This is a genomic window from Mycobacterium sp. ZZG (genome assembly GCF_054786995.1).
Genome location: NZ_JBTBFV010000020.1, coordinates 41,833 through 67,736, shown reverse-complemented (window position 1 = coordinate 67,736; position 25,904 = coordinate 41,833). Strand labels below are relative to the sequence as shown.

Here is a 25,904-nt window from a genome sequence, read left to right as displayed (position 1 = left end):
GGCAACGCGTCTCACACGCTCTCCCCTGCCGTCTCGCACACCCGGCGGCTGGATCCGCCGGACACTTCGATCGGCTTGACCGGCAGCGGGCTGCTGGTCACCTTGTGGCCGCGCACCAGCGGCAGCGTCAGTCGGAAGCAAGCGCCCTTGCCCAGTTCACCCCAGGCTTCCAGCCTGCCCTGGTGTAGCCGGGCGTCCTCGATGCTGATGGCCAGCCCCAGGCCGGTGCCGCCGGAGCGGCGCACGCGGGACGGGTCGGCGCGCCAGAACCTGCTGAACACCAGCTTCTCCTCACCGGGGCGCAGCCCGACGCCGAAGTCACGGACGGTGACCGCGACCGTGTCCACGTCGGCGGCCATCCGGATCTGGACGGGTTTGTGCTCGGCATGGTCGATGGCGTTGGCGATCAGGTTGCGCAGGATCCGCTCGACCCGGCGCGGGTCGACTTCGGCGATCACCTCGTCGGTGGGAAGGTCGACGTTCATCTCGACGTCGGCATGCTCGGCCAGGTGCCCGACGTTGTCCAGGGCGTTCTGCACGATGGAGCGCAGGTCGACGGCCTCGACGGCCAGTTCGGCGACGCCGGCGTCGTGGCGCGAGATCTCCAGCAGGTCGTTGAGCAGAGACTCGAACCGATCCAGCTCGTTGACCATCAGCTCGGTGGAGCGGCGCAGGGCCGGGTCGAGGTCTTCGGCGTGGTCGTGGATCAAGTCGGCGGCCATGCGCACGGTGGTCAGCGGTGTCCGCAGCTCGTGGCTGACGTCGGAGGTGAAGCGGCGCTGCAGGTTCCCGAACTCTTCGAGCTGGGTGATCTGGCGGTGCAGGCTCTCGGCCATGTCGTTGAACGACACCGCCAGCCGGGCCATGTCGTCCTCGCCGCGCACCGGCATGCGTTCGGTCAGATGTCCCTCGGCGAAGCGTTCGGCGATCCGCGACGCCGACCGCACCGGCAGCACGATCTGGCGGGCGACCAGCAGGGCGATCGCGGCGAGCAGACCGAGCAGCACGATGCCGCCGGTGGCCATGGTGCCGCGCACCAGAGCGATCGTGGAGTCCTCGTTGTTGAGCGGGAAGATCAGGTACAGCTCGAGGTTGGTCACCGGTGACGAGGTCGGGCTGCCGATGATCAATGCGGGCCCGGAGAAGCCGTCGATGTGCACGGTGGCGTACTGGTAGCTGACCTGTCCGGCTTTGACGAAGTCGCGCAGGGTGTCGGGGATCTGGTTGACCGGGCCGGCGGCGGTGGCTGCGCGGGGACCGTCGCCGGGCACGACGAGCACCGCGTCGAACGTCCCGGCAAGGCCGGCGCCCGCGTCGGCCTTGCGGTCGATCAGCGTGTTGCGCGCCAACTGCAGGCTGCTGTCCAACGACCGGGTCTCCTCACCACCGACGATGCCGCTGACGGTGGTGCGGGCGCGTTCGATCTCCTCGGTGGCGGCGCCGACCTTGACTTCGAGGATGCGGTCGGTGATCTGGCTGGTCAGGACGAAGCCGAGGACCAGGATGACGGCCAGCGACAATCCGAGGGTCAGCGTGACCACGCGAAGTTGCAGAGACCGCCGCCACACCGTGCTCAGCGCGCGGCCCAGCACACCCAGTCCGCGGATCAGCGGGGCCGACCGACGGTGGATGCGCCGCCGGGACCCGAAGATCACGGCGACCGCCGGGCGGGCCGTCTGATCACGCCGACGGCGGGCCGTCTGATCACGCCGACGGCGGGCCGTCTGATCACGCCGACGGCGGGCCGTCTGATCACGCCGACGGCGGGCCGTCTGATCACGCCGACGGCGGGCCGTCTGATCACGGAGGTCCGGCCTTGTATCCCACTCCTCGAACGGTCAGCACCACCTGCGGGTTCTCCGGGTCTTTCTCGACCTTGGCCCGCAGCCGCTGGACATGCACGTTCACCAAACGGGTGTCGGCGGGGTGGCGGTAACCCCACACCTGTTCGAGCAGCACATCACGAGTAAACACCTGGCGTGGTTTCCGTGCCAGCGCCACCAGCAGGTCGAACTCCAGCGGCGTCAGTGAGATCTGTTCGCCCTGCCGGGTCACCTTGTGGGCGGGCACGTCGATGTCGATGTCGGCGATCGAGAGCATCTCGGCCGGCTCGTCCTCGTTGCGGCGCAGCCGCGCGCGCACGCGGGCCACCAGCTCCTTGGGCTTGAACGGCTTCATCACATAGTCGTCGGCGCCGGACTCCAGGCCGAGCACCACGTCGACGGTGTCGGTCTTGGCGGTCAGCATGACGATCGGCACGCCGGAATCCGCGCGCAGCACACGGCACACGTCGATGCCGTTCATGCCGGGCAGCATGAGATCCAGCAGCACCAGATCGGGACGCAGTTCGCGCACCGCGGTCAGCGCCTGGGTGCCGTCGCCGATGACGGCGGTGTCGAATCCCTCCCCCCGCAGCACGATGGTGAGCATCTCGGCGAGCGAAGGGTCGTCGTCGACTACCAGGATCCTTTGCCTCATGGTGTCCATGGTGTCACCAGATGGCGATAAAGCGCCGCTACCACGCGGGGTGTTTTGCGAGTTGAGCGCGGTTCGCGGCGTGAGCCTCAGTCGACCGCTTCGAGCACGTCGCGCTGCTCGGCGACGGACTGCAACACCTCGTAGCCGATCTGGCGAACGCTGGCGACGACCGGGCTGGTGCAGAGCCGGGCCGAGGTCGTCCCACCGACCACCCAGCCCAGCGTCGCGCTGCGGGACAGCGCGCGCCGCGCGGCCCGGGCTTCCCGGTCTTCCGTCGGGGCCATCGCGAGCACGAGCTGCTTGCGCGAGTACTGCGCGCCGGCGGCGTCCTGGATGACGGGATTGGTCCACCAGTGCTCGAACGGAATACGGGAACCGCTGAAGATCTGGTCACCGCTGCGGGTGCGGATCGGCGCCGGCGGGTACATCGCGAGCTTCGGGACGTACTCCTCGGCGCCGTGGTGGCGGCTGCGGATCCGCATCAGGGTGAGCCCGGCGAGCGCGCAGGTCGTCTTCTGGTTAGGCACACCGGCGGTGTCCACCCAGGTCAGCGTGTCACGCAATCCGTAGAGCGCATCCGATCCGTCGGTGCGATACAGCAGCGCCCGCAGGTGACCGGCCAACGGCTTCACCTCGGTGTGCCGGCCCTGATCGAAGCGCTGATTCGCCGACCTGACGCAGGCGAGCAGCTGATCCAGTGTTTGCAGCGATACGGTCTGGACACGCGATTGAACGAGCAACGATTCCCCCTGAGCACAACTGTCACCGTGGCGACTTCCCCGGAACTGGAGCCTATCCGCTCAGGCACGAGTTCGCTCCGTTACCGCAACCCTCAGCGCGACGACAGCCGCGCGGCGAGTGCTGCGGCGTCGACCTCCGGGGGCACCACCACCCACGGCCCACCCCAGTCCGCGGCGGCGAGTTCGGCATAGACCGCGCCGGTGCGCCGCTGCAGCCCGTCGTCACGCTCGTAGGCGTCGCGCGCCCGGTCGGCTTCCTCGGCGGCCCGGTTCACCGCCCGCTGCGCCGCGAGCTCGGTCGGAACATCAAGCAGCACTTGCCAATCGGATTTCGGCAGACCCAGCCGCCCGTATTCGAGGTCGCGCACCCAGGCGACCACCTCGCCGTCGGCGCCCTGATGCAGACGGGCCGCGCTGTACGCCGCGTTGGACGCCACGTAGCGGTCCAGGATCACCACGTCGTAGGTGATCCGGAGCTGTTCGATCTCGTCGCGTGCGCCCGCACGGTCCATGGCGAACAGCACGGCCATCGCGTACACGGAGTCGGCGAGGTCCCCGTGCCGGCCGTGCAGCGCCTCGGCCGCGACGTCGGCATGCACTGAGGCGCCGTACCGCGGGAACGCCAGGCTCGTCACGGACAGCCCGCCGGATTCGAACGCCGCGCGCAGACCGTTGGTCAGGGTGCGTTTGCCGGCGCCGTCGACTCCCTCGATCACGATGAGCACTCGGCGAGCCTAATCGAGCTTTTCGGACATGTGGCGGGCAAACATTGACGGCGATCGGATCCCCGCCCATAGTTCTACAAGTGCGGGGTGGTCAGGGAGGCGGCAAAGGCGCGGGTTTGGCTGTCGCAGCGGGGGTCGGCTCGGCGGTGTTCTTCGGAGTGGGCTGCGGGGTGGCCGCGGCCGACGATTCCGCGGGCATCGATTCGTCGGAGCAACGCGAGACCGGTCCGACCCGGGAAGACTCCGCATCCAGGGTCGGCGACGAGTCCGCTGATGCCGGTTCCGAGGCGCCGGCCGCCGACGCCGAGGACGACGCCGCCGACGAGGACGTTCCCGAAGAGGTCACCGATGAAGAAGTCGCCGGGGAAGCGCCCTCCGGCGAGCTGACCGACGATGGCGAGGCGGCTGAGGACGACGCGCCCGAGGTCGTCGACGATGGCAACACGGCTGAGGACGACGCGCCCGAAGTCGTCGACGATGGCAACACGGCGGTCGACATCGACGACGAGCCTGCGCCGTCGCCGGCCCCCGTCGCCGCCACGCAGTTGTTCGGCGCGACGGCCGCATCGCGCCGCGAATTCGACGCGGGACCGTCCGAGTCGGGGCCGTCGGTCGCGACGACGGCGGTCAGGACGACCGCCGTCGATGCGGCGGCGCAGAACGATATCGTCTACACCGATGAGCCGACGTTCTTCGACCGGATCGTGGTCGCGAGCCTTTACGTGCTGCGCGGGATCTCCAGCTTCATCGGCGTCGACTTCTACGGGCTGATCGGCAAGGCACTGGAGAGCCGGAATCCGCCGTGGTTCGTCAAGGGCGGCCTCGACGTCCGTCGCACCGAGTTCGAGGCGGCCGACGACCCGGAGGGTGCGGTGTGGGATGTGTGGGAGTTCCACCCTCCGAACCCGACCGGCAAGACGGTGGTCGCCGTGCACGGCGGAGGGTTCATCGTCGAGCCGCTTGTCACCCACTGGCTCGCGTACGCCAACATGGCGCGCGAGACCGGCGCGACGGTAGTCGTGCCGATGTACCCGCTCGGGACGACGAAAGCCGGGACCGCGGTCAAGGTTGTTCCGGCCATGGCGCAGTTCCTCTCCGGCCAGATCGACACCCACGGCGCGGAAAACGTCAGCATCTACGCCGATTCCGCCGGTCCGTCGCTGGCGATGGCGGCGGTGCGCGAACTCATCCTCGACGGAAAGCCGGTGCCGGCCAGCATGGTGCTGCTGTCCTTCACCCCCGACGGTTCACTCTCCAATCCGGACATCTACGAGGTCGACGACCCGATCATCGACGTGCGGAACCTCGACTTCTACACCCGCGAGAACCACTGGGGCGATGGTCTCGATCCACGGGACCCGCTGCTCAGCCCATTGTTCTTCGAAGACGAAGTGCTCGCTGCGCTTCCCCCATCGACGATCTATGTGGGCGAACTGGAATACGCCCTGCCCGACACACTGCTGCTGCACGAGAAGTGGTCAGCCGCAGGCGGTGTGGCGTCGACCGTCATCGGCACGGGGCAGTTCCACGACTGGGCGCTCGGCGGGCTTTCCTTCAACTCGGCGGGGCCCAAGGTACGCCCCGACATCTACCGTCAACTCGGCCTCAATGATGTTGCGCCAGGTCCGAAGACGATCACCACCGCACCACCGTCGTTCGGCGACAACTTCGTCGTCGGACTGCTGCGGACCCTGCGATGGATCAACGAGGAGACCGGCATCAAGATCCTCAGCGGTGTGGCCGGCGCCTCCACCAGCACCACTCCCCCATGGCTGTTGACGCTCGGACTCAAGGTGACCGAACGTCAGTACAACGGGTGGACGGTGTGGGAGTTGGCTTCCCCCAAGCCGTCCGGTGAATTCGTGGTGGCGTTGCACGGCGGCGGGTTCGAGGCCGAGGCCACCGTCCTGCATTGGTCGGATTACGCGCAGATGGCCCGCGAAACCGGGGCGACGGTACTGGTGCCGATCTATCCGATGGCGCCGCCGAAGAGCACCGGCACCGCCGAGACGCTGGTGCCGCCGATGGCCGACTACCTGAAGATCCTGATCGACACCCACGGGGTGGACAACGTCAGCCTCTACGGCGACTCCTCGGGAGGCTCGTATGCGGTGCTTGCGGTGCAGGAGATGTTGCGCCGCTGCCGAATCGAGGTGACGTGCGTGCCCGCCGAGGCGCAGCCGTCGCGCATGGTGCTGGTCTCCCCGGCGCTGCACCTGACGTTGCGCGGGCCGGAGATCGACGCGATCGACGACCCGATCCTGCCGCGCCGCGAGCCCGGCGAGGGGCCGCGCTGGAACGGCGACTGGGATCTCGACGATCCCCGCGTCAACCCGATCTCGGGAGCGGATCTGACCGGTCTGCCGCCGACCACGGTGTACATCGGCACGATCGAGAAGCTGTTGCCGGGCGTTCTGGCGTTCCGCGACAAGGTGCTGTCGCAGGACCCCGACGCCGACCTGACGGTGATCATCGGCGACGGGCAGATGCACGGATGGGCGCTCGGCGGCATCGTGGTCAACTCGCAGGCTCCCGTGTGGCGGGCCAACGTCTACCGGCAGCTGGGGCTGCTGTCCACAGATTCGGCGCGGTACATGACGCTGCAGGTCGCCTAATCGTCGAAGGCGCTGAGCACCAGCTGGTTTCGTGACCGGTCGAGGTGGGCTTCCCACGCCTGCATCGCTCACTTGGCGGAGCTGGCCACACTCGACTGCAGCACCACGGTGTTCACTGGCGGGTCGAGGAACACTCGGGTGCTCCTGCGCGGACCGCCGAAGAAGATGTTCAACTCCACGCCGGTAAGGAACGGTCCGGGCGGCAGTGCGGGTTCGAGGACCTTCTGCGCCGCCGGCCGGTTGCCGACGTCCTCGGCGTCGTACTTCCCGACCAACCCCGTCATGGTTTCGGGCGTGACCTGCACGACGGCGTCGATCCACGTCAGTGACAGGCGGGTCGGCTCGGTGGCGCCGCTGTTGTCCCATCGGATCCACGACGCCGACACCGGCGCGCCGAGGGCTGGGAACGTCGTGGCCAGCTCCTCGGTGTCGTGCCGCACTTCCGGGGCGGACCGTGTCGAGGTGACCTCGGGCTCGGCGGCCTCCTCGGCGGGCTGGCCCTGACATGCCGCCAGGGCCAGCACAACGCCGAGGGTCACCGCGCTCAGCAGTCGTGCCACGTCAGTAGCGGTAGTGCTCCGGCTTGTACGGGCCCTCGACGTCGACACCGATGTACTCGGCCTGCTCCTTGGTGAGCTTGGTCAGCGTGCCACCGAGTGCCTCGACGTGGATGCGCGCGACCTTCTCGTCGAGGTGCTTGGCCAGGCGGTAGACCTCGTTGTCGTACTCGTCGTTCTTGGTCCACAGCTCGATCTGGGCGATCACCTGGTTCGAGAAGCTGTTGCTCATCACGAACGACGGGTGGCCGGTGGCGTTGCCCAGGTTGAGCAGCCGGCCCTCGGACAGCACGATGATCGAGTTGCCGTTGTCGAAGACCCACTGGTCGACCTGCGGCTTGATGTTGATCCGGGTGGCGCCCGAACGCTCCAGCGCGGCCATGTCGATCTCGTTGTCGAAGTGGCCGATGTTGCCGAGGATGGCCTGGTTCTTCATCGCCTTCATGTGGTCGAGGGTGATGATGTCCTTGTTGCCGGTGGAGGTGATGACGATGTCGGCCTCGCTGATGCCCTGCTCGACGGTGACGACGTCGAAGCCGTCCATCAGGGCCTGCAGCGCGTTGATCGGGTCGATCTCGGTGACCGCGACGCGGGCACCCTGGCCGGCCAGCGACTCGGCGCAGCCCTTGCCCACGTCGCCGTAGCCGCAGATCAGGACCTTCTTACCGCCGATGAGCACGTCGGTGCCGCGGTTGATGCCGTCGATCAGCGAGTGCCGGGTGCCGTACTTGTTGTCGAACTTGCTCTTGGTGACCGAGTCGTTGACGTTGATCGCCGGGAAGGCCAGTTCGCCGGCGGCGGCGAACTGGTACAGGCGCAGCACGCCGGTGGTGGTCTCCTCGGTGACGCCCTTGACCGACTCGGCGATCTTGGTCCACTTGTCCTTGTCGGTCTCGAACCGCTCGCGCAGCAGGTTCAGGAACACCTTGTACTCGGCAGAGGCTTCAATGTCATCGTCCTCAAGGGTTGGCACGACGCCGGCCTTCTCGAACTGGGCGCCGCGCAGCACCAGCATGGTGGCGTCGCCGCCGTCGTCGAGAATCATGTTCGCCGGCTCGCCCTCCCAGGTGAGCATCTGCTCGGCGGCCCACCAGTACTCCTCGAGCGTCTCGCCCTTCCAGGCGAAGACCGGGGTGCCCTTGGGCTCCTCGGGGGTGCCGTGCGGGCCGACGACGACGGCGGCGGCGGCGTGGTCCTGGGTGGAGAAGATGTTGCAGCTCGCCCATCGCACTTCAGCGCCGAGCGAGGTCAGCGTCTCGATCAGTACGGCGGTCTGCACGGTCATGTGTAGCGAGCCGGAGATCCGTGCCCCCTTGAGCGGCTGGACCTCGGCGTACTCCTGGCGAAGCGCCATCAGGCCGGGCATCTCGTGCTCGGCGAGGCGGATCTCTTTGCGCCCGAAATCTGCCAGCGACAGGTCGGCGACCTTGTAGTCGATCCCGTTGCGGACATCGGCGGTCAGAGCAGTCATGTAGAGCCCCTTTTGTGTTTCGTCAATTGCCTGTGAGCGCACGGGCGCGCGCGCAGCGGCGGCACCCATGCGAACAACCCCGGCCTGCGGGCTCGCGGGACAGGCGCTTCGGCGCTCTGCCGGCCAGGGGCGTCTATGACACCGTAGCGCCTCGGGTCCGTTGCCTGGTCATGGCCGTCCGTGACGACGCACTCTCCGGGCGCGACGACCCACATCCCGCTCCGCAGGGTTGCCGGGTCACGACCACGCATTTCAGGGCTCGACGACCCCGTATCGCTCGGCGAACGGCGTCATCAGCCGGGCCAGGTCGCGGGCGACGTCGTGGTCGGATTCCGGGGGCATCGAGATGTAGCTCATCGCCAGCCGGACGATGGCCCTGGCCAGCACCCCGGCGTCTTCGGAGCTGCTGCGCACCCAGCTGGTCATGAACGATTCCGCCAGCCGCGACGAGCAGTGGTTGATGATCGGCGCGCTGTCGGTGGTGATCAGTTGCAGCAGGTCGGGCTTCGAAGTCCCGGTGAGCAGCGAGATCACCAGCGGGTCGGCGGCCGACTCGGCGAAGAAGTCGCGGAAGCCCTGCAGGAACGCGGCGTAGACGTCGCCCACGTTATTGCCGATGGCGCCGTGGATCTGGTCGACGAGCCGGTCGGCCAGCCGCATCGCGTACCCCTGGGCCAGGCCCTGCCGCGAGCCGAACTCGTTGTAGATGGTCTGCCGGCTGATGCCGGCGGCCTTGGCGACGTCGGAGAGCGTGATGTGGGACCAGTCGCGGGTGAGCAGCAGCTCGCGCATTCCGTCGAGGATCGAGTCCCGCAGCAGCACCCGCGAGGCCTCGGCATAGGTGACGCGCTTGTCGGCGGGGCTGCTCACACGCGCGACAATAACGGTTCCCGCCGTCATGCTCTGCCGCCCTCTCCGCGAGCGTGCGTGTCTGCGGCGCTGCGCACGGCGCGGCGCTGACGAATCCGCACGCTCGCGGAGGATGACGGCGTGTTCACGGCCGGGCGACCTCGACCATGTCGAAATCCGACTTCGCCGCGCCGCAGTCCGGGCAGCTCCAGTCGTCGGGGATGTCGTCCCAGCGGGTGCCCGGGGCGATGCCGTCCTCGGGCCAACCCTTGGCCTCGTCGTACTCGAATCCGCATTGCACGCACACGAACAGCTTGTAGTCCATGGCTCTTCCTCTCACTATCGCTTTCTCGATGTTGTTCACACCGGTTCGAAATCAACCTTCTCGCGCACCGCGCAGTCGGGGCAGCACCATTCGTCGGGCACTTCGTCCCATCGGGTGCCCGCCGGAAACCCTTCGCGCGGTTCACCTTTGGCCTCGTCGTAGACGTAGTCGCAGCCAGGGCAGCGGTAGACGCTCACGCCTGGTACCGATGCTCGTCGCCGGCGCCGTACCGGGCCAGCACCTTGTCCCGCACCCGTGGATGGATGTTCACCCGAGTGATGTCGCCGTCGTAGTGGGCGAGCACACGGTGGTCCATCACTCTGCGCCACAACGGCGGGAAGTACGTCAGACCGATCATCGACGCGTACCCGCTGGGCAGGTTGGGGGCGCCGTCCATGCTGCGCAGCGTCTGGTAGCGACGGGTCGGGTTGGCGTGATGGTCGCTGTGCCGCTGCAGGTGGTACAGGAACAGGTTGGTGACGATGTGGTCGGAGTTCCAGCTGTGCGACGGCACGCAGCGCTCGTAACGGCCGCTCGCGGTCTTCTGCCGGAGCAGTCCGTAGTGCTCCAGGTAGTTCACGGTCTCCAGCAGCGTGAACCCGAACACCGCCGAGATCAGGATGTAGGGAACCAGCGCCCAGCCGAACACCGCGATCAGCACGCCGTAGAACACCAGCGACATCGCCCACGCATTGAGCACGTCGTTGGACCAGTGCCACGTGCTCTTGCCGGTGCGTTCCAGGCGCTTGGCCTCCAGCTCCCACGACGACTTCAGGCTGCCGAACACGCTGCGCGGCAAGAACTCCCAGAACGTCTCACCGAACCGAGCCGACGCGGGGTCCTCGGGGGTGGCGACGCGGACGTGGTGGCCACGGTTGTGCTCGATGTAGAAGTGGCCGTAGAACGTCTGCGCGAGCGTGATCTTGGCCAGCCAGCGCTCCAAAGAGTCTTTCTTGTGACCCATTTCGTGCGCGGTGTTGATACCGACACCACCCAGCAGACCGACCGACAGCGCCAGTCCGATCTTGGCGAACCAGCTCAGCCCGCCGTCGAAGCCCAGCCAGCTCAGGTCCGACGCGGTGAACAGGTACGCGCCGAAGATCACGCTGGCGTACTGGAACGGGATGTAGATGTAGGTGCAGTAGCGGTAGTACTTGTCGTTCTCCAGCCGCTCCATCACCTCGTCGGGCGGGTTCTGACCGTCCGGCCCGAAGAAGCGGTCGAGCGCCGGCAGGAGCACGTAGAGCAGGATCGGGCCGATCCACAGGGGCACCTGCGCGGCGGCGTGCCAGCCCATCTGGTTCAGCGCCCAGATCACCGGGACCATCACGAACAACGCCGTCGGAGCGATCAGCCCCATCAGCCACAGGTAGCGCTTTTTGTCGCGCCACTGCTCCACCTCGACTTCAGACACCTCTGGTGCGGTCACCCGTTGCCTCCTTGCTGTGAGTGCGGTCACCCTTCGAGGTTGACTATAGAGCCACTTTTGTCGCCTGTCTAGACACAGACCCACACTTTGTAAAGCAGTCCCTCCAGGCGCGAGCGTGCGAGTCTGCAGCGCGACACGCCGTTCCGAGGCGAACGAAGCGCACGCTCGTGGGTGGGCGGGGACTGCAGTCGTGCCGCAAAGCGGGTGCCAATCGCACACACATCGATGCCAGAGCTGCACGGCGCGGCCTGGTGTTCTCTGCCGCCGCGACGCCGCGAGCGTGCGCCGACTAGCGCGACACGCCGGTCAGCACCCCGCAGACACGCACCGTCGCGATGACGGTGCCAACAGTGATGCGAATGCCGAGACCTCGGTCAGTTCGTCAGGTTGCGCTTCCCGAGCAGCGAATGCCTGCGCCCGTAGAGGAAGTACACGACCACGCCGATGGCCATCCAGATCAGGAAGCGGATCCACGTCAGCCCGGTCAGGTTCAGCATCAACCAGACGCACGCGATGATCGACAGGATCGGCAGCAGCGGCACCCACGGCGTGCGGAACCCGCGCTTGAGGTCCGGCCGCGAGCGCCGCAACACGATCACGCCGGCCGACACCAGCACGAACGCGAACAGCGTGCCGATGTTGACCATCTCCTCCAGCTTGCCGATCGGGAAGACGGTCGCCGTCACCGCGACGACCGCGCCCACGATGAGCGTGATCCGCACCGGCGTGCCGTGCTCGCCGGTCTTGGCCAGCTGACGCGGCAGCAGCCCGTCACGCGACATGGCGAACAGCACCCGGGTCTGCCCGAGCACCAGCACGATGACCACGGTCGTCAATCCGGCCAGCGCGCCGATCGAGATCACCTTGGCGGCCCAGTCCACGCCGTTCAGCGAGAACGCGGTGGCCAGGTTCTGGGTTTCGGCCTCACGCAGATCGCGGTAGCTGACCATTCCGGTCAACACCACTGCGACCGCGACGTAGAGCACGGTGACGATCCCCAGGGAGGCGAGGATGCCGCGCGGGACGTCGCGCTGGGGCATCTTGGTCTCTTCGGCGGTGGTGGCCACGATGTCGAAGCCGATGAACGCGAAGAACACGATTGATGCGCCGGCCAGCACGCCGTACCAGCCGTAGTGGCTGCCCTCGGCGCCGGTCAGCAGCGAGAACAGCGACTGCTCGGTCCCCGAACCGCCCTCGCCGCCGGCTTCGGGTGACGGCACGAACGGGCTGAAGTTCTCCGCCTTGATGTAGAACGCGCCGACGATCACCACCAGCAGCACCACCGACACCTTGACCGCGGTGATGGCCAGGCTGACGCCGGCCGACAGTTTGGTGCCCATCGCCAGGATCATCGTGACGAGCGCGATGATCACCAGCGCTCCCCAATCCAGTTCGAAACCAGCCACTTCCGTGGTTCCGCCGGAGAAGTTGAAGACCGTGCCCAGATAGCTGGACCATCCCTTGGCGACGACGGCGGCCGCGACGGCGAACTCCAGGATCAAGTCCCAGCCGATGATCCACGCGACGAACTCCCCGAACGTCGCATAGGAGAACGTGTAGGCGCTGCCCGCGACCGGCACCGTGGACGCGAACTCGGCGTAGCACAGCGCGGCGAGCCCGCACGCGATCGCGGCGAAGATGAACGACAGCGAGATCGCCGGACCGGTGATGTTGGCCGCCGTGGACGCGGTGATGGTGAAGATGCCGGCGCCGATCACCACCGACACCCCGAAGACGGTCAGATCCCACCAGGTCAGCTCCTTGCGGAGCTTGGTGTCCGGTTCGTCGGTGTCGGCGATCGACTGCTCCACCGACTTGGTCCGCCGTCTGCTGACCGTTTGCGAGTCCGACTCCTGCACCATCGATCGTCCTTCTTTCGTCATCGCTTCAGCGGAATCTACCCATTACCGTGAATTTCAATGACTCAGACCGCCAAACACGCGATCGTGATCGGGGCAAGCCTCGGCGGACTGTGTTCGGCGCGGGTGCTCTCCGAGGCCTTCGACCGTGTCACCGTGTACGAACGCGACTCGCTGCCGGATGTACCGGCGCACCGGCAGGCGGTGCCGCAGAGCCGTCACGTGCATCTGTTGATGGCCCGCGGCGCGCAGGAGTTCGAGTCGCTGTTCCCGGGGTTGCTCGCCGACATGGTCGCTGGGGGGTGCCGATCTTGGAGAACCGGCCTGATTGCATCCACTTCGGCGCGGCCGGCCACGTGCTCGGCACCCAGCACCGCCTGCAGGACGAGTTCACCGCCTATGTGCCGAGCCGGGCACACCTGGAGTGGCAGATCCGGCGGCGCACCGCGGCGATCGCCAACGTGACCGTCTGCAACGGCGGTGTCGACGAACCGGTGTTCGACGGATGCCGGGTCACCGGGGTGCGACTGGCCGGCGGCGAGACGGTCGACGCCGATCTCGTCATCGACGCCACCGGCCGCGGTACGCGCCTTCCGGTCTGGTTGCAGCAGTGGGGTTTCGACCGCCCGCCTGAAGACACGGTGGACGTCGGGATCAGCTACGCCACGCATCAGTTGCGTATCCCCGACGGCCTGATCGCCGAGAAGGTGGTGGTGGCCGGCGCGTCCCGCGATCAGCCGCGTGGCCTGGGCATGCTGTTCTACGAGGACGGGACCTGGGGTCTGACCACGTTCGGAGTCGCGAAGGTGCAGCCGCCCAACGACTTCGACGGGATGTGCGCTCTGGCCGACGAGGTGCTGCCCGCGCATCTCAGTGGTGCGGTGCGCCGCGGCGAACCGCTGGGCGAGGTGGCGGTGCACAAGTATCCGACCAGCCGGTGGCGCCGCTACGACAAGCTGGACCGGTTCCCCGCGGGCATCCTGCCGTTCGGTGACGCGGTGGCGAGCTTCAATCCGACGTTCGGCCAGGGGATGACGATGACGTCGTTGCAGGCCGGTCACCTACGCCGCGCGCTGCCGGCGCCGGACCCGCGGCGCGCCTTTTTCACCGCGACGGCCAAGACCACCTATCCGGTGTGGACGATGAACGCCATCGGGGATCTGACCATGCACGGCGCGCACGGGCCGATGCCGTGGTGGTATCGTCCCGTGGGCGGTCTCTTCGATCAGTTCCTCGGTGCGGCCGAGACGGATCCCGTTCTGGCCGAATGGTTTCTGCGTCGATTCAGCCTGCTCGACAGCCTCTACATGGTGCCGTCGCCGCGGCTGATCGGGCGCACCATCGCGCACAACATGCGGTTGTGGACGGCCCAGCAGCGGGCTAGATCCCGACGGTCGTCCGGAACAGCCAGGTGGGCTCGTGGGCGCACAGCCTGATCGGCCCGTCGTCGGCTGACACCCACGCGGCCGCGCCCTTCTTCAGCACCACGGCGTTCGACTTGGCGTGTACCGTGACCGCCCCTTCGGTGCACAGCAGGATCTGCGGTCCTTCGTGGCGGTTGGGCGCGTCGACCTCGTGCCCCAACTCGTCGTCCAGGCGCAGCACCGACACCGAGAACTCGGGCGCCGGTGTCGGGTAGACGATCTCGGCTCCGTCGCGGTGGGTCTCGCGCTCGACGAGCACGTCCTCGGCCGGGGTGAAGTCCAGCACCCGTAACAGCTCGGGCACGTCGACGTGTTTGGGGGTCAGGCCTCCGCGAAGCACGTTGTCGGAGTTGGCCATCACCTCGACACCGATGCCGTGCAGGTAGGCGTGCAGGTTGCCGGCGGGCAGGTACAGCGCCTCCCCCGGCGCCAGTGACAGCCGGTTCAGCAGCATCGACGCCAGCACCCCCGCGTCCCCGGGGTAGCGCTCCCCGAGCTCCAGAACGGTTCTGGCTTCACGGGCGAACTCCGTTGCCCCGGAACGCACATAGCTGATCGCTCCGTCGATCACCGCGGGCACCAGCACGTCCAGGTCGGGCTGCGGGAAGGTGATCCAGGTGGTGAACAGCGCCCGCAGGCCGTCCTCGTCGCGCTGACCGTGCAGCAGGCTGACGAACGGGTCGAGGTCGGCCACCCCGAGCGCCTGCATGAGCTTCACCGATTGCGCGGCGGGGCGGAAGCCGGCCAGCGCCTCGAATTGGCTGAGCGCGACGATGATCTCGGGTTTGTGGCTGCGGTCGCGGTAGTTGCGGTTGGGCGCCGAGATCGGGATGCCCAGCCGCTCCTCCCGGGCAAACCCCTCGACGGCCTGCTCGGTGCTGGGGTGCGCCTGCAGCGACAGCGGCTCGTCGGCGGCGAGCACCTTCACCAGGAATGGCAATGTGTCCCCGAACCGGCCGCGCACCGCGGCGCCGAGCTCCCCTTCCGGATCGGCGCGCAGCGCGTCGAGCAGAGACCGGTCTCCGTCGTCGGTCTGCAGGTAGGCGGGGTCTCCCGGGTGCGCGCCGAACCACAGTTCGGCCTCGGGATGCGCCGTAGGACTGGGCGCGCCGACGAATTCGGCGATTGCGGTTCGCGAACCCCATGCGTAGGTCCGCACCGCGCCTTTGAGCAGATGCACTCGTCTCAACCTCGAACCAGCCGCTGGTAGACCGCCGCCATCTCGAAGCGGACTGCCAACAGCGCCAATTGTTGTTCGGGACTCGTGGATCCGGGCATCGTGGCTGAGCCCGGCTCGCTGTCCCCCCCTGTTGCCGCGACGTCGGGCACGTCATCGGCGTTGACGACGTGAACGTCGTCGAACCCCCTCAGCCGCGCTGACAGCGCCGGACGTTCAGCGTCGGTGGTCAGCACGAATGTACAGGTACGTTGCGAGGCCGGTCCGTCGATCTCCTCGTCGTGGAAGATCGACACCTCCCGACCGCCGGTCCGGCCCCACCCGGATCCGATGGCGGCCAACGCACCGCTCAACTCCACTGCGGCCACGCTCTGATGCCCGACGCTCAGCATCACCGCGGAGGCGTGGCGGGCCAGCGCCACCGTCGCCGCGGAGTCACCGGCGAACACGACCTCGCGGTCGACCATCCGGGAGGTCAGGCTCTTGGCCGGATTGGTGAAAACCTCACGGCCGGCGCTGTTTCGGAACGCTTCGGCGTCGAGCTCGTCGGCGAGTGCGCCGAGGTCGATCGAGAAGCCCGGGATGGTCACCTGCAGCGCGGCCAGCCCGGCGGCCAGATACCGGGAGAAGGTGAAGTCGTCGGGAATCGGGAGCCGGGGCGGCAGGGCCACCGAACGTCCCGCGGTCGCGTCCCGCAGCGGTCCCTCATAAGGCGCCACCACGATCACCCGGGTGCCACGCCGCACCGCGGTCGCGGCCGCCGACGCCAGCACCGGGTCGCCGGGATCGTCGCCGGCGACGATCAGCACGTCGAGGGCGCCGATCCAGGGCGGCGCCTCAGAGGCGATGACCAGCGGTGCGCCGACCGACCCACCGAGCAGCGCGGCGAGCAGTGAGCCCGCGATCTCGGCGTTGCCGCGGCCGGCGACCCACACGATCGTGCGCGGCGGCGAGTCGGAGCGCACCGCCTCGAGGTCGCCCTCCTCGAGCGCGGCGGCGGTGGCGCGCACCTGCGCACCGGCCATCGACGCCGCCCGCAGCAAGCCCACCCGATCCGCGGCCAGCAGAGCCTCGGCGTCGTCGAGATCGACGCCGGCAGCCGAGAGCGGGCTCGCGTTCACGTGGAATCCTCGGCGCCCGAGGTGATGTAGCTGGCGATCTCGTCGACGAGCTCGGTGACCTCCTCGGTGCTGCGGGCTTCGACGTTGAGCCGCAGCAACGGCTCCGTGTTCGACATCCGCAGGTTGAACCAGCGGCCGTCGCCGAGATCGACGGTGACTCCGTCGAGGTGATCGAGAGCGTGAACGCGGTTGCCGAATGCCTCCAGCACCGCGTCGACGACCGCGGGTGCGTCGGCAACGGTGTAGTTGATCTCGCCGGATGCCTCGTAACGCTGGTAGTCGGCCATCATCTCCGACAGCGGGCGGTCCTGTTCCCCGAGCGCGGCGAGCACGTGCAGCGCGGCCAGCATGCCGGAGTCGGCGCCCCAGAAGTCGCGGAAGTAGTAGTGCGCGGAGTGTTCGCCACCGAAGATCGCGCCTGTCTCGGCCATCAGGCCCTTGATGTAGGAGTGGCCGACCCGGGACCGCACCGGGGTGCCGCCGCGCTCGGCCACCAGCTCGGGCACGGCGCGGGAGGTGATCAGGTTGTGGATGATCGTCGCGCCGATCTCGCGCTGCAGCTCGCGGGCGGCCACCAGCGCGGTGACCGCCGACGGCGACACGGCCCGCCCGGTCTCGTCGACGACGAAGCACCGGTCGGCGTCGCCGTCGAACGCCAGCCCGATATCGGCTCCGGTGTCGCGCACGTACTGCTGCAGATCGACCAGGTTGGCCGGGTCCAGCGGGTTGGCCTCGTGATTGGGGAAAGTGCCGTCGAGGTCGAAGTACAGCGGCGAGACCTTCACCGACGAAATCGGGCCCAGCACCGCCGGAGTGGTGTGGCCGGCCATACCGTTGCCGGCGTCGACGGCCACGTGCAGCGGGCGCGCCGCGGCGATGTCGACGAGCGACCGCAGGAACTCGCCGTAGTCGGCGAGCACGTCACGGTCGGACACGGCGCCCCGGGGACCGTCATGTGCTGGCACCCCGGCGATCACCTCGTCGCTGATCGTGGTCAGACCGGTGTCCTTGCCGACGGGCTTGGCGCCGGCGCGGCACAGCTTGATGCCGTTGTAGGCGGCGGGGTTATGGCTGGCGGTGAACATCGCGCCCGGGCAGTCCAGCAGACCCGACGCGAAGTACAACTGGTCGGTCGAGGCCAGGCCGATGCGCACGACGTCGAGGCCCTGCGCGGTGACGCCGTCGGCGAAGGCCTCGGCCAGCGCCGGGGAGCTGTCCCGCATGTCGTGACCGATGACGATCTGTGTCGCCGGTCGGGTGTCGCCGTCACGGACCAGCCGCGCGAACGCCGCCCCCACGTCGCGCACGAAACTCTCGTCGATTTCCTCGCCCACGAGTCCACGCACGTCATAGGCCTTGATGACGCGTTGCACCGCCGCGGCGGGACGAGACATGGAGCTCCTTGGGACGAAGAGACTGGTAGTGATCAGCCTAGCCGTCGCGGGCGTTCCTCACGGCGACTCACCCACGGATGAATCGCCCTCGCGGTAGGGCCTAGTCCGTTGGATCCGGCAGTACGCGCAGGTGGCCGCGCCGGCGTCCGTTGGTCTCGGGGCGCCGGGCAGGCGGGGCCATCAGCGCGCCCCCGTGCACACCGCTGACCGGGTCGCTGAACCCGTGGGTGAAGCCCGCGGCGGGCGCGGTCGCCTCACGGCCTTCTCGGACCGCGTCTGCCAACGCCACCAGATCGTCGTCGTCGGGATGCGACGGCAGCGGCCCGGCATGACGGACCAGCTCCCAGCCACGGGGCGCGGTGATCCGGCCGGCATGCAGGACGCACAGATCCCACGAGTGCGGTTCGGACACGGTGGCCAGCGGGCCGACGACAGCAGTCGAGTCCGAATAGACGAAGGTGAGCGTCGCGACCGCATAGTGCGGGCACCCAGGCCGGCAGCAGCGACGGGGAACATTCACAGCGGAAGGTTATCCTGCGACGTCGTCCGGGTTGCGGCGGACACGCGCAGCCGCCGGGCGGCCGAAGCCCAACCGTTACGATCTTTTTCGTGACGAGGCGCCTTCATCGCGGGTCGCGGCGGGGCCGGGAGATGCGCGGGCCGTTGCTACCCCCGACCGTTCCGGGGTGGCGCAGCCGCGCCGAACGCTTCGACATGGCGGTGCTGGAGGCCTACGAGCCGATCGAGCGGCGCTGGCATGACCGAGTGTCGACGCTCGACGTGGCGGTCGACGAAATCCCGCGCATCGCGCCGAAAGATCCTGACAGTGTGCAGTGGCCACCGGAGGTGGTAGCCGACGGCCCGATCGCGCTGGCCCGGCTGATCCCTGCGGGGGTGGACGTCCGAGGTAACTCCACTCGCGCCCGAATTGTGTTGTTCCGCAAGCCGATCGAGCGTCGGGCTAAAGACACCGACGAGCTGACCGAGCTGCTGCATGAATTGCTGGTGGCGCAGGTCGCCACCTACCTGGGGGTGGAACCGTCCGTCATCGACCCGACCCTGGACGACGGCTGACGGCGGGTGAACGCGCGGGGCGCGCTCGAAGATCAGATGATGCCGCGCTTGAGGCGCCGGCGCTCACGCTCGGACAGACCGCCCCAGATACCGAAGCGCTCGTCGTTGGCCAGTGCGTACTCCAGGCACGCGTCCTTGACCTCGCAGCCCTGGCAGATGCGCTTGGCTTCGCGGGTGGAGCCGCCCTTCTCCGGGAAGAACGCCTCGGGATCGGTCTGGGCGCACAGGGCGCGCTCCTGCCACTGATCCTCTTCAGGCAGCTCGGAGTCTTCGCTGAAGAAATCCGAATGATCGGGCACCAGACTCAGCTGCGGCCGCCCGTTGGCTCCGCTCGGTGTCGGTCCGGTCTGGATGTGCGGCGCACTTCCCACCGAGCCGAGGAGCCTGTTGTCGAACCGAATCAAATCACCGAAATCGGCCTGTTCAAATGCCATGTTCCCCTCCTCCACAGGTCTCGTAGATCCGTATATGCCGGCCCCACTGCCGAACGTGCGGCCATCCCAATTCGAACAAGTGATCGAATCTCGGTCTGCGACACCGGAACCGGCCGGAGAACCGCGAAATGACACTGGTGTGATTACACACGCGTTAGCTGCCCCGGTCAAGCGCTAGAACAGGAATTCATACCATTCCGTGACTTGTTTACGGCGCGTCGCGCTGTGGCGTGTCTATCACGTTCCGCCCGAGGCGCAGTTCGCGGCTCTGACGGCCTAGTCTCGATCGTTGTGAAGGTCACGGTTCTGGTCGGTGGCGTCGGTGGTGCACGGTTCTTGCTCGGCGTCCAACATCTATTGGGGTTGGGGCAGTTCGGCACTCACGATACCAATGAGCATGAAGTGACTGCTGTGGTGAATGTCGGCGACGACGCGTGGATGTTCGGCGTGCGCATCTGCCCGGATCTCGACACGTGCATGTACACCCTCGGCGGCGGCATCGACCCCGAGCGGGGCTGGGGCCACAAGATCGAAACCTGGAACGCCAAGGAAGAACTCGCCGCCTACCGCGTGCAGCCGGATTGGTTCGGCCTCGGCGACCGCGACCTGGCCACCCACCTGGTGCGCAGCCAGATGCTGCGGGCCGGCTACCCGCTCTCCGACGTCACCCGGGCCCTGTGCCGGCGGTGGTCGCCGGGTGCGCTGTTGTTGCCCGCCAGCGACGACCGCAGCGAAACCCATGTCGTGGTCACCGATCCCGGGCCCGGCGATTCGGCCGGCGAGAAGCGCGCCATCCACTTTCAGGAGTGGTGGGTGCGCTACCGCGCCCAGATCCCCACCGAGAGCTTCGCATTCGTCGGTTCCGACAAGGCCACGGCCGCGCCCGGTGTCACCGAGGCGATCGAGAACGCCGACATCGTGCTGATCGCGCCGTCGAACCCGGTGGTCAGCGTCGGCGCCATCCTCGCGATCGGCGGCATCCGCGGCGCGCTGCGCTCGACCAAGGCGCCGGTGATCGGCTACTCCCCCATCATCGCCGGGAAGCCGTTGCGCGGCATGGCCGACGCGTGCCTGAACGTGATCGGGGTGCCCAGCACCTCTGAGGCCGTCGGCAATCACTTCGGTGCCCGTTCCTCGACGGGCATCCTGGACGGCTGGCTGGTGCACACCGGCGACCCCGCGTCGGTCGACGGCGTGCAGGTGCGGTCGGTTCCGCTGCTGATGACCGATCCGGCCGCAACCGCCGAGATGGTCCGCGCCGGAATCGAACTGGCCGGGGTGTCCTGGTGAACGACCACGGCACGTCGGCACGGGTGGAACTGCTGCCGGTACCGGGGCTTCCGGAGTTCCGGCCCGGGGACGATCTGGCCGGGGCCATCGCCGGGGCCGCGCCGTGGCTGCAGGACGACGATGTGCTCGTCGTCACCAGCAAGGTGCTGTCCAAGACCGAGGGCCGGATGGTCGCCGCCCCGTCGGACCCTCAGGAGCGGGATGCGCTGCGCCGCAAACTGATCGATGACGAGGCGGTGCGGGTTCTGGCCCGCAAGGGGCGCACGCTGATCACCGAGAACGCCCTCGGTCTGGTGCAGGCCGCCGCCGGTGTGGACGGCTCCAACGTCGACTCCAACGAATTGGCCCTGCTGCCCGTCGATCCCGACGGCAGCGCTGCGGCGTTGGTGGCGGCGCTGCACGAGCGGCTCGGAGTGTGGGTCGGCGTCGTCGTCACCGACACCATGGGGCGGGCGTGGCGCACCGGACAGACCGACGTCGCGATCGGCGCCGCGGGGCTGGAGGTGTTGCACGCCTATGCCGGGGAACGCGATCAGCACGGCAACGAGCTGATCGTCACCGAGATCGCGGTCGCCGACGAGATCGCCGCCGCCGCGGATCTGGTCAAGGGCAAGCTGACCGGTGTGCCGGTCGCGGTCGTGCGGGGGCTGACGCTGCGCGACGACGGGTCCTCGGCGCGCAAGCTGGTGCGTGCCGGCGAGGAGGACCTGTTCTGGCTGGGCACCGAGGAGGCGCTGGCGCTGGGTCGCTCGCAGGCGCAGTTGCTGCGCCGCTCGGTGCGATCGTTCAGCGATCAGCCGGTGCCCGGGGAACTGATCGAGGCCTCCGTCGCGGAGGCGCTGACGGCACCGGCGCCTCATCACACGCGGCCGGTGCGCTTTGTGTGGGTGCGCGACGCCACGGCGCGGGAGCGGCTGCTCGACAACATGAAGGAGCGCTGGCGCGCCGATCTGCTCAGCGACGGCCGTGACCCGGACGCTGTCGCGCGTCGGGTCGGTCGCGGGCAGATCCTCTACGACGCGCCGGAGTTGGTGATTCCGTTCATGGTTCCCGACGGCGCGCACACCTACCCCGATGCGCGGCGCACCGCGGCCGAACACACGATGTTCACCGTCGCGGCCGGTGCGGCGGTGCAGGGCCTGCTGGTCGCGCTGGCTGCGCGATCGGTGGGCAGCTGCTGGATCGGGTCGACGATCTTCGCCCCCGACCTGGTGCGGGCCGATCTGGACCTGCCCGACGATTGGGAACCGTTGGGCGCCATCGCCATCGGCTATCCCGTCGAGCCGTTGACGCCACGCCCGCCGGTGTCCACCGATACGCTGCTGGTGCGCCGATGAGCCTGCATCAGTCGACTGTCGATGTGCTGACCGCGTGGAATCCGCCTGACCACGCTCAGGACTCGCTGCGGCATGCGGTGCTGGCGTTCTTGGCGGCGCGGGCCGACGGTTGCCTGCGGGAGTGCGTGCCGGGGCACGTGACGGGCTCGGCGCTGGTGATCGACCACAGCGGACGGCACGCGCTGCTGACGCTGCACCCGCGGATCGGGCGGTGGTTGCAGCTCGGTGGTCACTGCGAGCCCGACGACCAGACGATCGTCGCGGCGGCGCTGCGCGAGGCGACCGAGGAGTCCGGTATCGACGGGTTGACCATCGCGCCGGAACCCGCTGCGCTGCATGTGCATCCGGTGACATGCTCGCTGGGCGTGCCGACGCGTCACCTCGACGTGCAGTTCGTGGTGCGCGCACCCGCGGGAGCGCAGCCGGTGCGCAGCGACGAGTCGCTGGACCTGAGGTGGTGGCCGCTGGAGGCGCTGCCGCAAGACTGCGACTTCGGCCTCACCCAGCTCGCCGCCGCCGCGGCAGCAGCAGCCTCGCCCCCCGCCCCCTAGCATCTCGCGAAACCGCCACCACGGTAGTCACGACGCCCGCGTCGCTACCGTGGAGGCGGTTTCGCGAAGGGCCCACGCCCGGCGAACGCGTGCCATGATCTCCGCAGGCTTGTCCTCTTTGATGACCTTGATGTAGAGCCAGCCTTGAGCGTGGATCAATCGAAGACGTTTCTCATCCCGGACGTATTGCACCCTGTCCTCTTGATGATGGGCACCGTCGTACTCGACGGCGATTTTCTCGACCTCCCAGCCCATATCGAGGCGAATGGTAGGCACTCCCCACTCGTCCACCAGCGGAATCTGTGTCTCAGGTCGCGGGAACTCCTGCATCAACAGCAACCGCAGCCATGTCTCTTTCGGAGATTCCGCGCCGCCGTCCATCAGCTCGAGGGCTTTGCGCAACGTTTTCATCCCCCGCGCGCCGCTGTAGCGATCGACCAAAGGCTTGACCATTTCCGGCGTCAAACCTGTCGCGTTGGCGAGAGCATCCAGGTGCGCGACGGCCCTGTTCAGCGGCAGATGCCTACCGAGATCGAATGCCGTGCGCGCAACGGTGGCGAGGTTGAGGTCACCGGATTCATCGATTTCGTCCCAGTCGATTCGTTCGTTGCGCGCGATGATTCCGGCCGGCCGGCGTCTGCAGTCGTAGACCAGTTCGACCGGCGCGTCGTTACTCACCCACCGTGCTCCGTGAAGTGCCGCCGCTGCCCTGCCGGTGACGATGCCGCGTCGTCCCGACCACAGCCACGCACCCATGGCGTCGTCTGTCAGGCTTTTCGCCTGCGCCCGCTGCACATACACGTCGGGATAGAGCCGACGATATCCGTATCTGAGCTGACCCGGTGTGACCAGACCGGCCGCAATTGCTTCGGTGCCGAGGATGACATTGCCCATGGGCCGAACTTGCGCGACGCCACCGACAATTGGCGCCCGCGCGACTGAGTTATCCACAGGCGCGTCGCGAAACCGCCACCACGGTAGCGTGCGCGGCCCGCGAGCTACCGTGGTGGCGCTTTCGCGAAAACCCGAGCGCGCGGCACACAGCGCGGCGGCCAACTTCAGATGTCAGTGGAGAAGCGGATGCCGCCGTCGGGAATCGAGATGCCCGGCCACACCCGCGCGCCGCGCAGCAGCTCGCAGCGTGCGCCGATGTCCGCGCCGTCGCCGATCACGCCGTCGCGGATCAACGCCCGCGGCCCGATGTGCGCACCGAAGCCGATGATCGACCGCTCGATCACCGCTCCCGCACCGACTTTCACGCCGTCGAAGATCACCGCCCCGTCGAGCCGGGCACCGCCGGCGACCTCCGCGCCGCGCCCGACCACCGTGCCGCCGATCAACAGCGCTCCCGGGGCCACCGAAGCACCGTCGTGCACAAGGCTTTCCCCCCGATGGCCCTTCAGCGCGGGTGAGGGCGCGATCCCGCGCACCAGGTCCGCCGAGCCGCGCACAAAATCCTCCGGCGTGCCCATGTCACGCCAGTAGCTGGCGTCGACGTAGCCGCACACCCGCAGCCCGTCCGACAGCAGCTGCGGGAAGGTCTCCCGTTCCACCGACAGCGCACGGCCTTTCGGGATCGCCTCGATCACCGGCCGCTTGAACACGTAGCAGCCCGCGTTGATCTGGTCGGTCGGCGGATCCTGGGTCTTCTCCAGAAAAGCCGTCACCACACCGTCGGAATCGGTTGGCACACAACCGAACGCGCGCGGGTCACCGACGCGCACCAGGTGCAGCGTGACGTCCGCGTCGCGGGAGGCGTGCGAATCCAGCAGCGCGCCGAGGTCGCACCCCGACAGCACGTCGCCGTTGAACACCACCGCGGTGTCGTAACGCAGCTTCGACGCGACGTTGGCGATGCCGCCACCGGTTCCCAGCGGTTCGTCCTCGACCACGTAGTCGATCTGCAGACCGAGCTTGGACCCGTCGCCGAACTCCGATTCGAACACGCCTGCCTTGTACGACGTGCCCATCACCACGTGCTCAATGCCGGCGTCGGCGATCCGCGACAGCAGGTGGGTCAGGAATGGCAGCCCCGCGGTGGGCAGCATCGGCTTGGGCGCCGACAACGTCAGCGGGCGCAGGCGTGTGCCCATGCCACCGACCAGCACGACCGCATCAACCTCGGCAGGATTGACCATCAGCGACGCCCTTTCTCGTATCCCCGTTCACGACCCACGAGACTTCCGGCGAGAATTGCGCACGACCAGGCTCGCCCGCGCCCCCAACGCCCCCCGAAAAGCCCAGCGTAGCGGCGCTTGCCACCACTTCGGGTACCGATCGGCGAGAAAAGTGTAGGTGCTGACGTGATGGGCGGCCAGGTTGCGGGCGGGATCACGGCCGGTGGCGTGCCCCTTGGCGTGCAGCACCTCCGCCGACGGCACGTACACGTTCTGCCAGCCCGCCCGGCCCAGCCGGTCTCCGAGGTCGACGTCTTCCATGTACATGAAGTAGCGCTCGTCGAAGCCGTTGATCTCCGCAAACGCCGAACTGCGCAGCAGCAGACACGATCCCGACAGCCAGCCGACGGCCCGTTCACTGGGCTCTGCGTGGTCCTGACGGTAAGCCGCGGTCCACGGATTGGACGGCCACACCGGTCCGACGACGGCGTGCATGCCGCCTCGGATCACCGACGGCAGGTGCCGCGCCGACGGATACACCGCGCCGTCGGGGTCGCGGATCAACGGGCCCAGACTCCCGGCCCGCGGCCGGCGCGCGGCGGCCTCCAGCAGCGCGTCGATGCTGTGCGGTCCCCACTGCACGTCGGGGTTGGCGACGATGAAGAGATCCGAGCACGAGGTCAGCCCGTACTCGGCGACGGCGCGGTTGACCGCGGTGCCGTACCCGAGGTTGGCGCCGGTCCGGTACAGCTTGACGTTCGGGTAGCGCTCGACGGCCTCTTCGGGGGTGCCGTCGGTCGAGCCGTTGTCGGCCATGATCACCGTCACCGGCCGGTCGGTGGCATGGGTCAGCGTGGCCAGGAACCGGTCCAGGTGCGGGCCGGGCGAGTACGTCACCGTCACGACAAAGAGTTCGTCGCTCACGCACGCACCACCG

The 25,904-nt window shown here is 68.1% G+C and carries 24 protein-coding genes and 1 pseudogene; 6 read left to right on the top strand and 19 right to left on the bottom strand.

The annotated features are described in order from the left end of the window. Positions 1 to 11 precede the first annotated feature (11 nt). The 4 genes from mtrB to ACXMYJ_RS13750 all read right to left on the bottom strand — a co-directional run bounded on the left by mtrB (position 12) and on the right by ACXMYJ_RS13750 (position 3,943). Entirely contained in the window at positions 12 to 1,655 is a 1,644-nt protein-coding gene (mtrB, locus tag ACXMYJ_RS13765) for an MtrAB system histidine kinase MtrB (RefSeq protein ID WP_460356879.1), read from the bottom strand. A gap of 145 nt (positions 1,656 to 1,800) precedes the next feature. After that, complete coding sequence (gene mtrA / locus ACXMYJ_RS13760; protein WP_011778995.1) at positions 1,801 to 2,487, bottom strand: two-component system response regulator MtrA; 687 nt, start codon at positions 2,485 to 2,487, stop codon at positions 1,801 to 1,803. A 77-nt stretch (positions 2,488 to 2,564) separates the two neighbouring features. After that, positions 2,565 to 3,218, bottom strand: a complete 654-nt coding sequence (locus tag ACXMYJ_RS13755) for a hypothetical protein (RefSeq protein ID WP_260757722.1) — start codon at positions 3,216 to 3,218, stop codon at positions 2,565 to 2,567. A 92-nt stretch (positions 3,219 to 3,310) separates the two neighbouring features. Continuing rightward, positions 3,311 to 3,943, bottom strand: a complete 633-nt coding sequence (locus tag ACXMYJ_RS13750; protein WP_460356875.1) for a dTMP kinase — start codon at positions 3,941 to 3,943, stop codon at positions 3,311 to 3,313. A gap of 116 nt (positions 3,944 to 4,059) precedes the next feature. On the opposite strand from ACXMYJ_RS13750, the gene ACXMYJ_RS13745 reads away from it, so the two are divergent. Continuing rightward, positions 4,060 to 6,558, top strand: a complete 2,499-nt coding sequence (locus tag ACXMYJ_RS13745) for an alpha/beta hydrolase fold domain-containing protein (protein ID WP_460356872.1) — start codon at positions 4,060 to 4,062, stop codon at positions 6,556 to 6,558. 68 nt (positions 6,559 to 6,626) lie between these two features. Here ACXMYJ_RS13745 and ACXMYJ_RS13740 read toward each other — a convergent pair whose 3' ends face one another. The 7 genes from ACXMYJ_RS13740 to ACXMYJ_RS13710 all read right to left on the bottom strand — a co-directional run bounded on the left by ACXMYJ_RS13740 (position 6,627) and on the right by ACXMYJ_RS13710 (position 13,051). Further along, positions 6,627 to 7,118, bottom strand: a complete 492-nt coding sequence (locus ACXMYJ_RS13740; protein ID WP_460356869.1) for a hypothetical protein — start codon at positions 7,116 to 7,118, stop codon at positions 6,627 to 6,629. Between the two features lies 1 nt (position 7,119). Next, positions 7,120 to 8,586: an adenosylhomocysteinase gene (gene ahcY / locus ACXMYJ_RS13735; protein ID WP_260757718.1), complete on the bottom strand. Its 1,467-nt coding sequence runs from the start codon at positions 8,584 to 8,586 to the stop codon at positions 7,120 to 7,122. A gap of 252 nt (positions 8,587 to 8,838) precedes the next feature. Further along, complete coding sequence (gene alkX, locus ACXMYJ_RS13730) at positions 8,839 to 9,486, bottom strand: TetR family transcriptional regulator AlkX (protein WP_260757717.1); 648 nt, start codon at positions 9,484 to 9,486, stop codon at positions 8,839 to 8,841. A 94-nt stretch (positions 9,487 to 9,580) separates the two neighbouring features. Next, positions 9,581 to 9,760 (bottom strand): rubredoxin, encoded by a 180-nt coding sequence (locus ACXMYJ_RS13725; RefSeq protein ID WP_003929438.1) that lies wholly within the window; start codon positions 9,758 to 9,760, stop codon positions 9,581 to 9,583. A gap of 35 nt (positions 9,761 to 9,795) precedes the next feature. Next, positions 9,796 to 9,957 carry a rubredoxin gene (locus ACXMYJ_RS13720; RefSeq protein WP_260757716.1) on the bottom strand — a complete coding sequence of 54 codons (162 nt, stop codon included), beginning with the start codon at positions 9,955 to 9,957 and terminating at the stop codon, positions 9,796 to 9,798. Continuing rightward, positions 9,954 to 11,120 carry an alkane 1-monooxygenase gene (locus ACXMYJ_RS13715; protein ID WP_460356896.1) on the bottom strand — a complete coding sequence of 389 codons (1,167 nt, stop codon included), beginning with the start codon at positions 11,118 to 11,120 and terminating at the stop codon, positions 9,954 to 9,956. The genes ACXMYJ_RS13720 and ACXMYJ_RS13715 overlap by 4 nt, the downstream gene beginning before the upstream one ends. Positions 11,121 to 11,563: 443 nt before the next feature. Beyond that, entirely contained in the window at positions 11,564 to 13,051 is a 1,488-nt protein-coding gene (locus ACXMYJ_RS13710) for an APC family permease (protein ID WP_260757715.1), read from the bottom strand. A 57-nt stretch (positions 13,052 to 13,108) separates the two neighbouring features. On the opposite strand from ACXMYJ_RS13710, the pseudogene ACXMYJ_RS13705 reads away from it, so the two are divergent. Next, positions 13,109 to 14,484, top strand: a pseudogene (locus ACXMYJ_RS13705) (FAD-dependent oxidoreductase). On the opposite strand, the gene manA reads toward ACXMYJ_RS13705, so the two are convergent. From manA to ACXMYJ_RS13685, 4 genes are all read right to left on the bottom strand, one after another. Beyond that, entirely contained in the window at positions 14,429 to 15,652 is a 1,224-nt protein-coding gene (manA, locus tag ACXMYJ_RS13700) for a mannose-6-phosphate isomerase, class I (protein WP_260757714.1), read from the bottom strand. The pseudogene ACXMYJ_RS13705 and the gene manA sit on opposite strands and share 56 nt — an antisense overlap. 5 nt (positions 15,653 to 15,657) lie before the next feature. Beyond that, complete coding sequence (locus ACXMYJ_RS13695) at positions 15,658 to 16,770, bottom strand: TobH protein (protein ID WP_260757713.1); 1,113 nt, start codon at positions 16,768 to 16,770, stop codon at positions 15,658 to 15,660. Further along, positions 16,767 to 18,164, bottom strand: coding sequence for a phosphomannomutase/phosphoglucomutase (locus ACXMYJ_RS13690; RefSeq protein ID WP_460356863.1), 1,398 nt, complete (start codon positions 18,162 to 18,164; stop codon positions 16,767 to 16,769). Before ACXMYJ_RS13690 ends, ACXMYJ_RS13695 begins: the two co-directional genes overlap by 4 nt. 100 nt (positions 18,165 to 18,264) lie before the next feature. Beyond that, positions 18,265 to 18,684: a DUF3499 domain-containing protein gene (locus ACXMYJ_RS13685; RefSeq protein WP_260757711.1), complete on the bottom strand. Its 420-nt coding sequence runs from the start codon at positions 18,682 to 18,684 to the stop codon at positions 18,265 to 18,267. Between the two features lie 131 nt (positions 18,685 to 18,815). On the opposite strand from ACXMYJ_RS13685, the gene ACXMYJ_RS13680 reads away from it, so the two are divergent. Beyond that, positions 18,816 to 19,238 (top strand): metallopeptidase family protein, encoded by a 423-nt coding sequence (locus tag ACXMYJ_RS13680; protein ID WP_260757990.1) that lies wholly within the window; start codon positions 18,816 to 18,818, stop codon positions 19,236 to 19,238. Positions 19,239 to 19,270: 32 nt separating this feature from the next. On the opposite strand, the gene ACXMYJ_RS13675 is transcribed toward ACXMYJ_RS13680, so the two are convergent. Next, entirely contained in the window at positions 19,271 to 19,540 is a 270-nt protein-coding gene (locus ACXMYJ_RS13675; protein ID WP_260757989.1) for a WhiB family transcriptional regulator, read from the bottom strand. 423 nt (positions 19,541 to 19,963) lie between these two features. Here ACXMYJ_RS13675 and cofD point away from each other — a divergent pair, with 423 nt between their 5' ends. Genes cofD through ACXMYJ_RS13660 form a run of 3 tightly spaced genes read left to right on the top strand, consistent with a single transcriptional unit; the run spans position 19,964 to position 22,850 of the window. Continuing rightward, complete coding sequence (gene cofD, locus ACXMYJ_RS13670) at positions 19,964 to 20,962, top strand: 2-phospho-L-lactate transferase (RefSeq protein ID WP_460356861.1); 999 nt, start codon at positions 19,964 to 19,966, stop codon at positions 20,960 to 20,962. After that, complete coding sequence (locus ACXMYJ_RS13665) at positions 20,959 to 22,299, top strand: coenzyme F420-0:L-glutamate ligase (RefSeq protein WP_460356859.1); 1,341 nt, start codon at positions 20,959 to 20,961, stop codon at positions 22,297 to 22,299. The genes cofD and ACXMYJ_RS13665 overlap by 4 nt, the downstream gene beginning before the upstream one ends. Further along, on the top strand, positions 22,296 to 22,850 hold the full coding sequence (locus ACXMYJ_RS13660) for an NUDIX hydrolase (RefSeq protein ID WP_460356857.1): 555 nt from the start codon (positions 22,296 to 22,298) through the stop codon (positions 22,848 to 22,850). Before ACXMYJ_RS13665 ends, ACXMYJ_RS13660 begins: the two co-directional genes overlap by 4 nt. A gap of 27 nt (positions 22,851 to 22,877) precedes the next feature. Here ACXMYJ_RS13660 and ACXMYJ_RS13655 read toward each other — a convergent pair whose 3' ends face one another. The 3 genes from ACXMYJ_RS13655 to ACXMYJ_RS13645 form a co-directional block, all read right to left on the bottom strand. Next, entirely contained in the window at positions 22,878 to 23,744 is an 867-nt protein-coding gene (locus ACXMYJ_RS13655; RefSeq protein WP_443187828.1) for a hypothetical protein, read from the bottom strand. A 164-nt stretch (positions 23,745 to 23,908) separates the two neighbouring features. Then, complete coding sequence (gene manB / locus ACXMYJ_RS13650; RefSeq protein ID WP_260757707.1) at positions 23,909 to 24,988, bottom strand: mannose-1-phosphate guanylyltransferase; 1,080 nt, start codon at positions 24,986 to 24,988, stop codon at positions 23,909 to 23,911. 27 nt (positions 24,989 to 25,015) lie between these two features. Beyond that, the gene (locus ACXMYJ_RS13645; protein ID WP_260757706.1) at positions 25,016 to 25,891 is read right to left on the bottom strand and encodes a glycosyltransferase family 2 protein; all 876 of its coding nucleotides are present in this window, start codon (positions 25,889 to 25,891) and stop codon (positions 25,016 to 25,018) included. Positions 25,892 to 25,904: the final 13 nt, after the last annotated feature.

Excerpts from the sequence above, each read along its gene's own strand:
- ACXMYJ_RS13710 (WP_260757715.1), bottom strand. The coding sequence starts at position 13,051 with ATGGTGCAGGAGTCGGACTCGCAAACGGTCAGCAGACGGCGGACCAAG.
- manB (WP_260757707.1), bottom strand. The coding sequence starts at position 24,988 with ATGGTCAATCCTGCCGAGGTTGATGCGGTCGTGCTGGTCGGTGGCATG.
- ACXMYJ_RS13690 (WP_460356863.1), bottom strand. The coding sequence starts at position 18,164 with ATGTCTCGTCCCGCCGCGGCGGTGCAACGCGTCATCAAGGCCTATGAC.
- ahcY (WP_260757718.1), bottom strand. The coding sequence starts at position 8,586 with ATGACTGCTCTGACCGCCGATGTCCGCAACGGGATCGACTACAAGGTC.
- ACXMYJ_RS13655 (WP_443187828.1), bottom strand. The coding sequence starts at position 23,744 with ATGGGCAATGTCATCCTCGGCACCGAAGCAATTGCGGCCGGTCTGGTC.
- mtrA (WP_011778995.1), bottom strand. The coding sequence starts at position 2,487 with ATGGACACCATGAGGCAAAGGATCCTGGTAGTCGACGACGACCCTTCG.
- ACXMYJ_RS13680 (WP_260757990.1), top strand. The coding sequence starts at position 18,816 with ATGCGCGGGCCGTTGCTACCCCCGACCGTTCCGGGGTGGCGCAGCCGC.
- ACXMYJ_RS13715 (WP_460356896.1), bottom strand. The coding sequence starts at position 11,120 with ATGGGGCTGATCGCTCCGACGGCGTTGTTCGTGATGGTCCCGGTGATC.
- ACXMYJ_RS13725 (WP_003929438.1), bottom strand. The coding sequence starts at position 9,760 with ATGGACTACAAGCTGTTCGTGTGCGTGCAATGCGGATTCGAGTACGAC.
- ACXMYJ_RS13660 (WP_460356857.1), top strand. The coding sequence starts at position 22,296 with ATGAGCCTGCATCAGTCGACTGTCGATGTGCTGACCGCGTGGAATCCG.
- alkX (WP_260757717.1), bottom strand. The coding sequence starts at position 9,486 with ATGACGGCGGGAACCGTTATTGTCGCGCGTGTGAGCAGCCCCGCCGAC.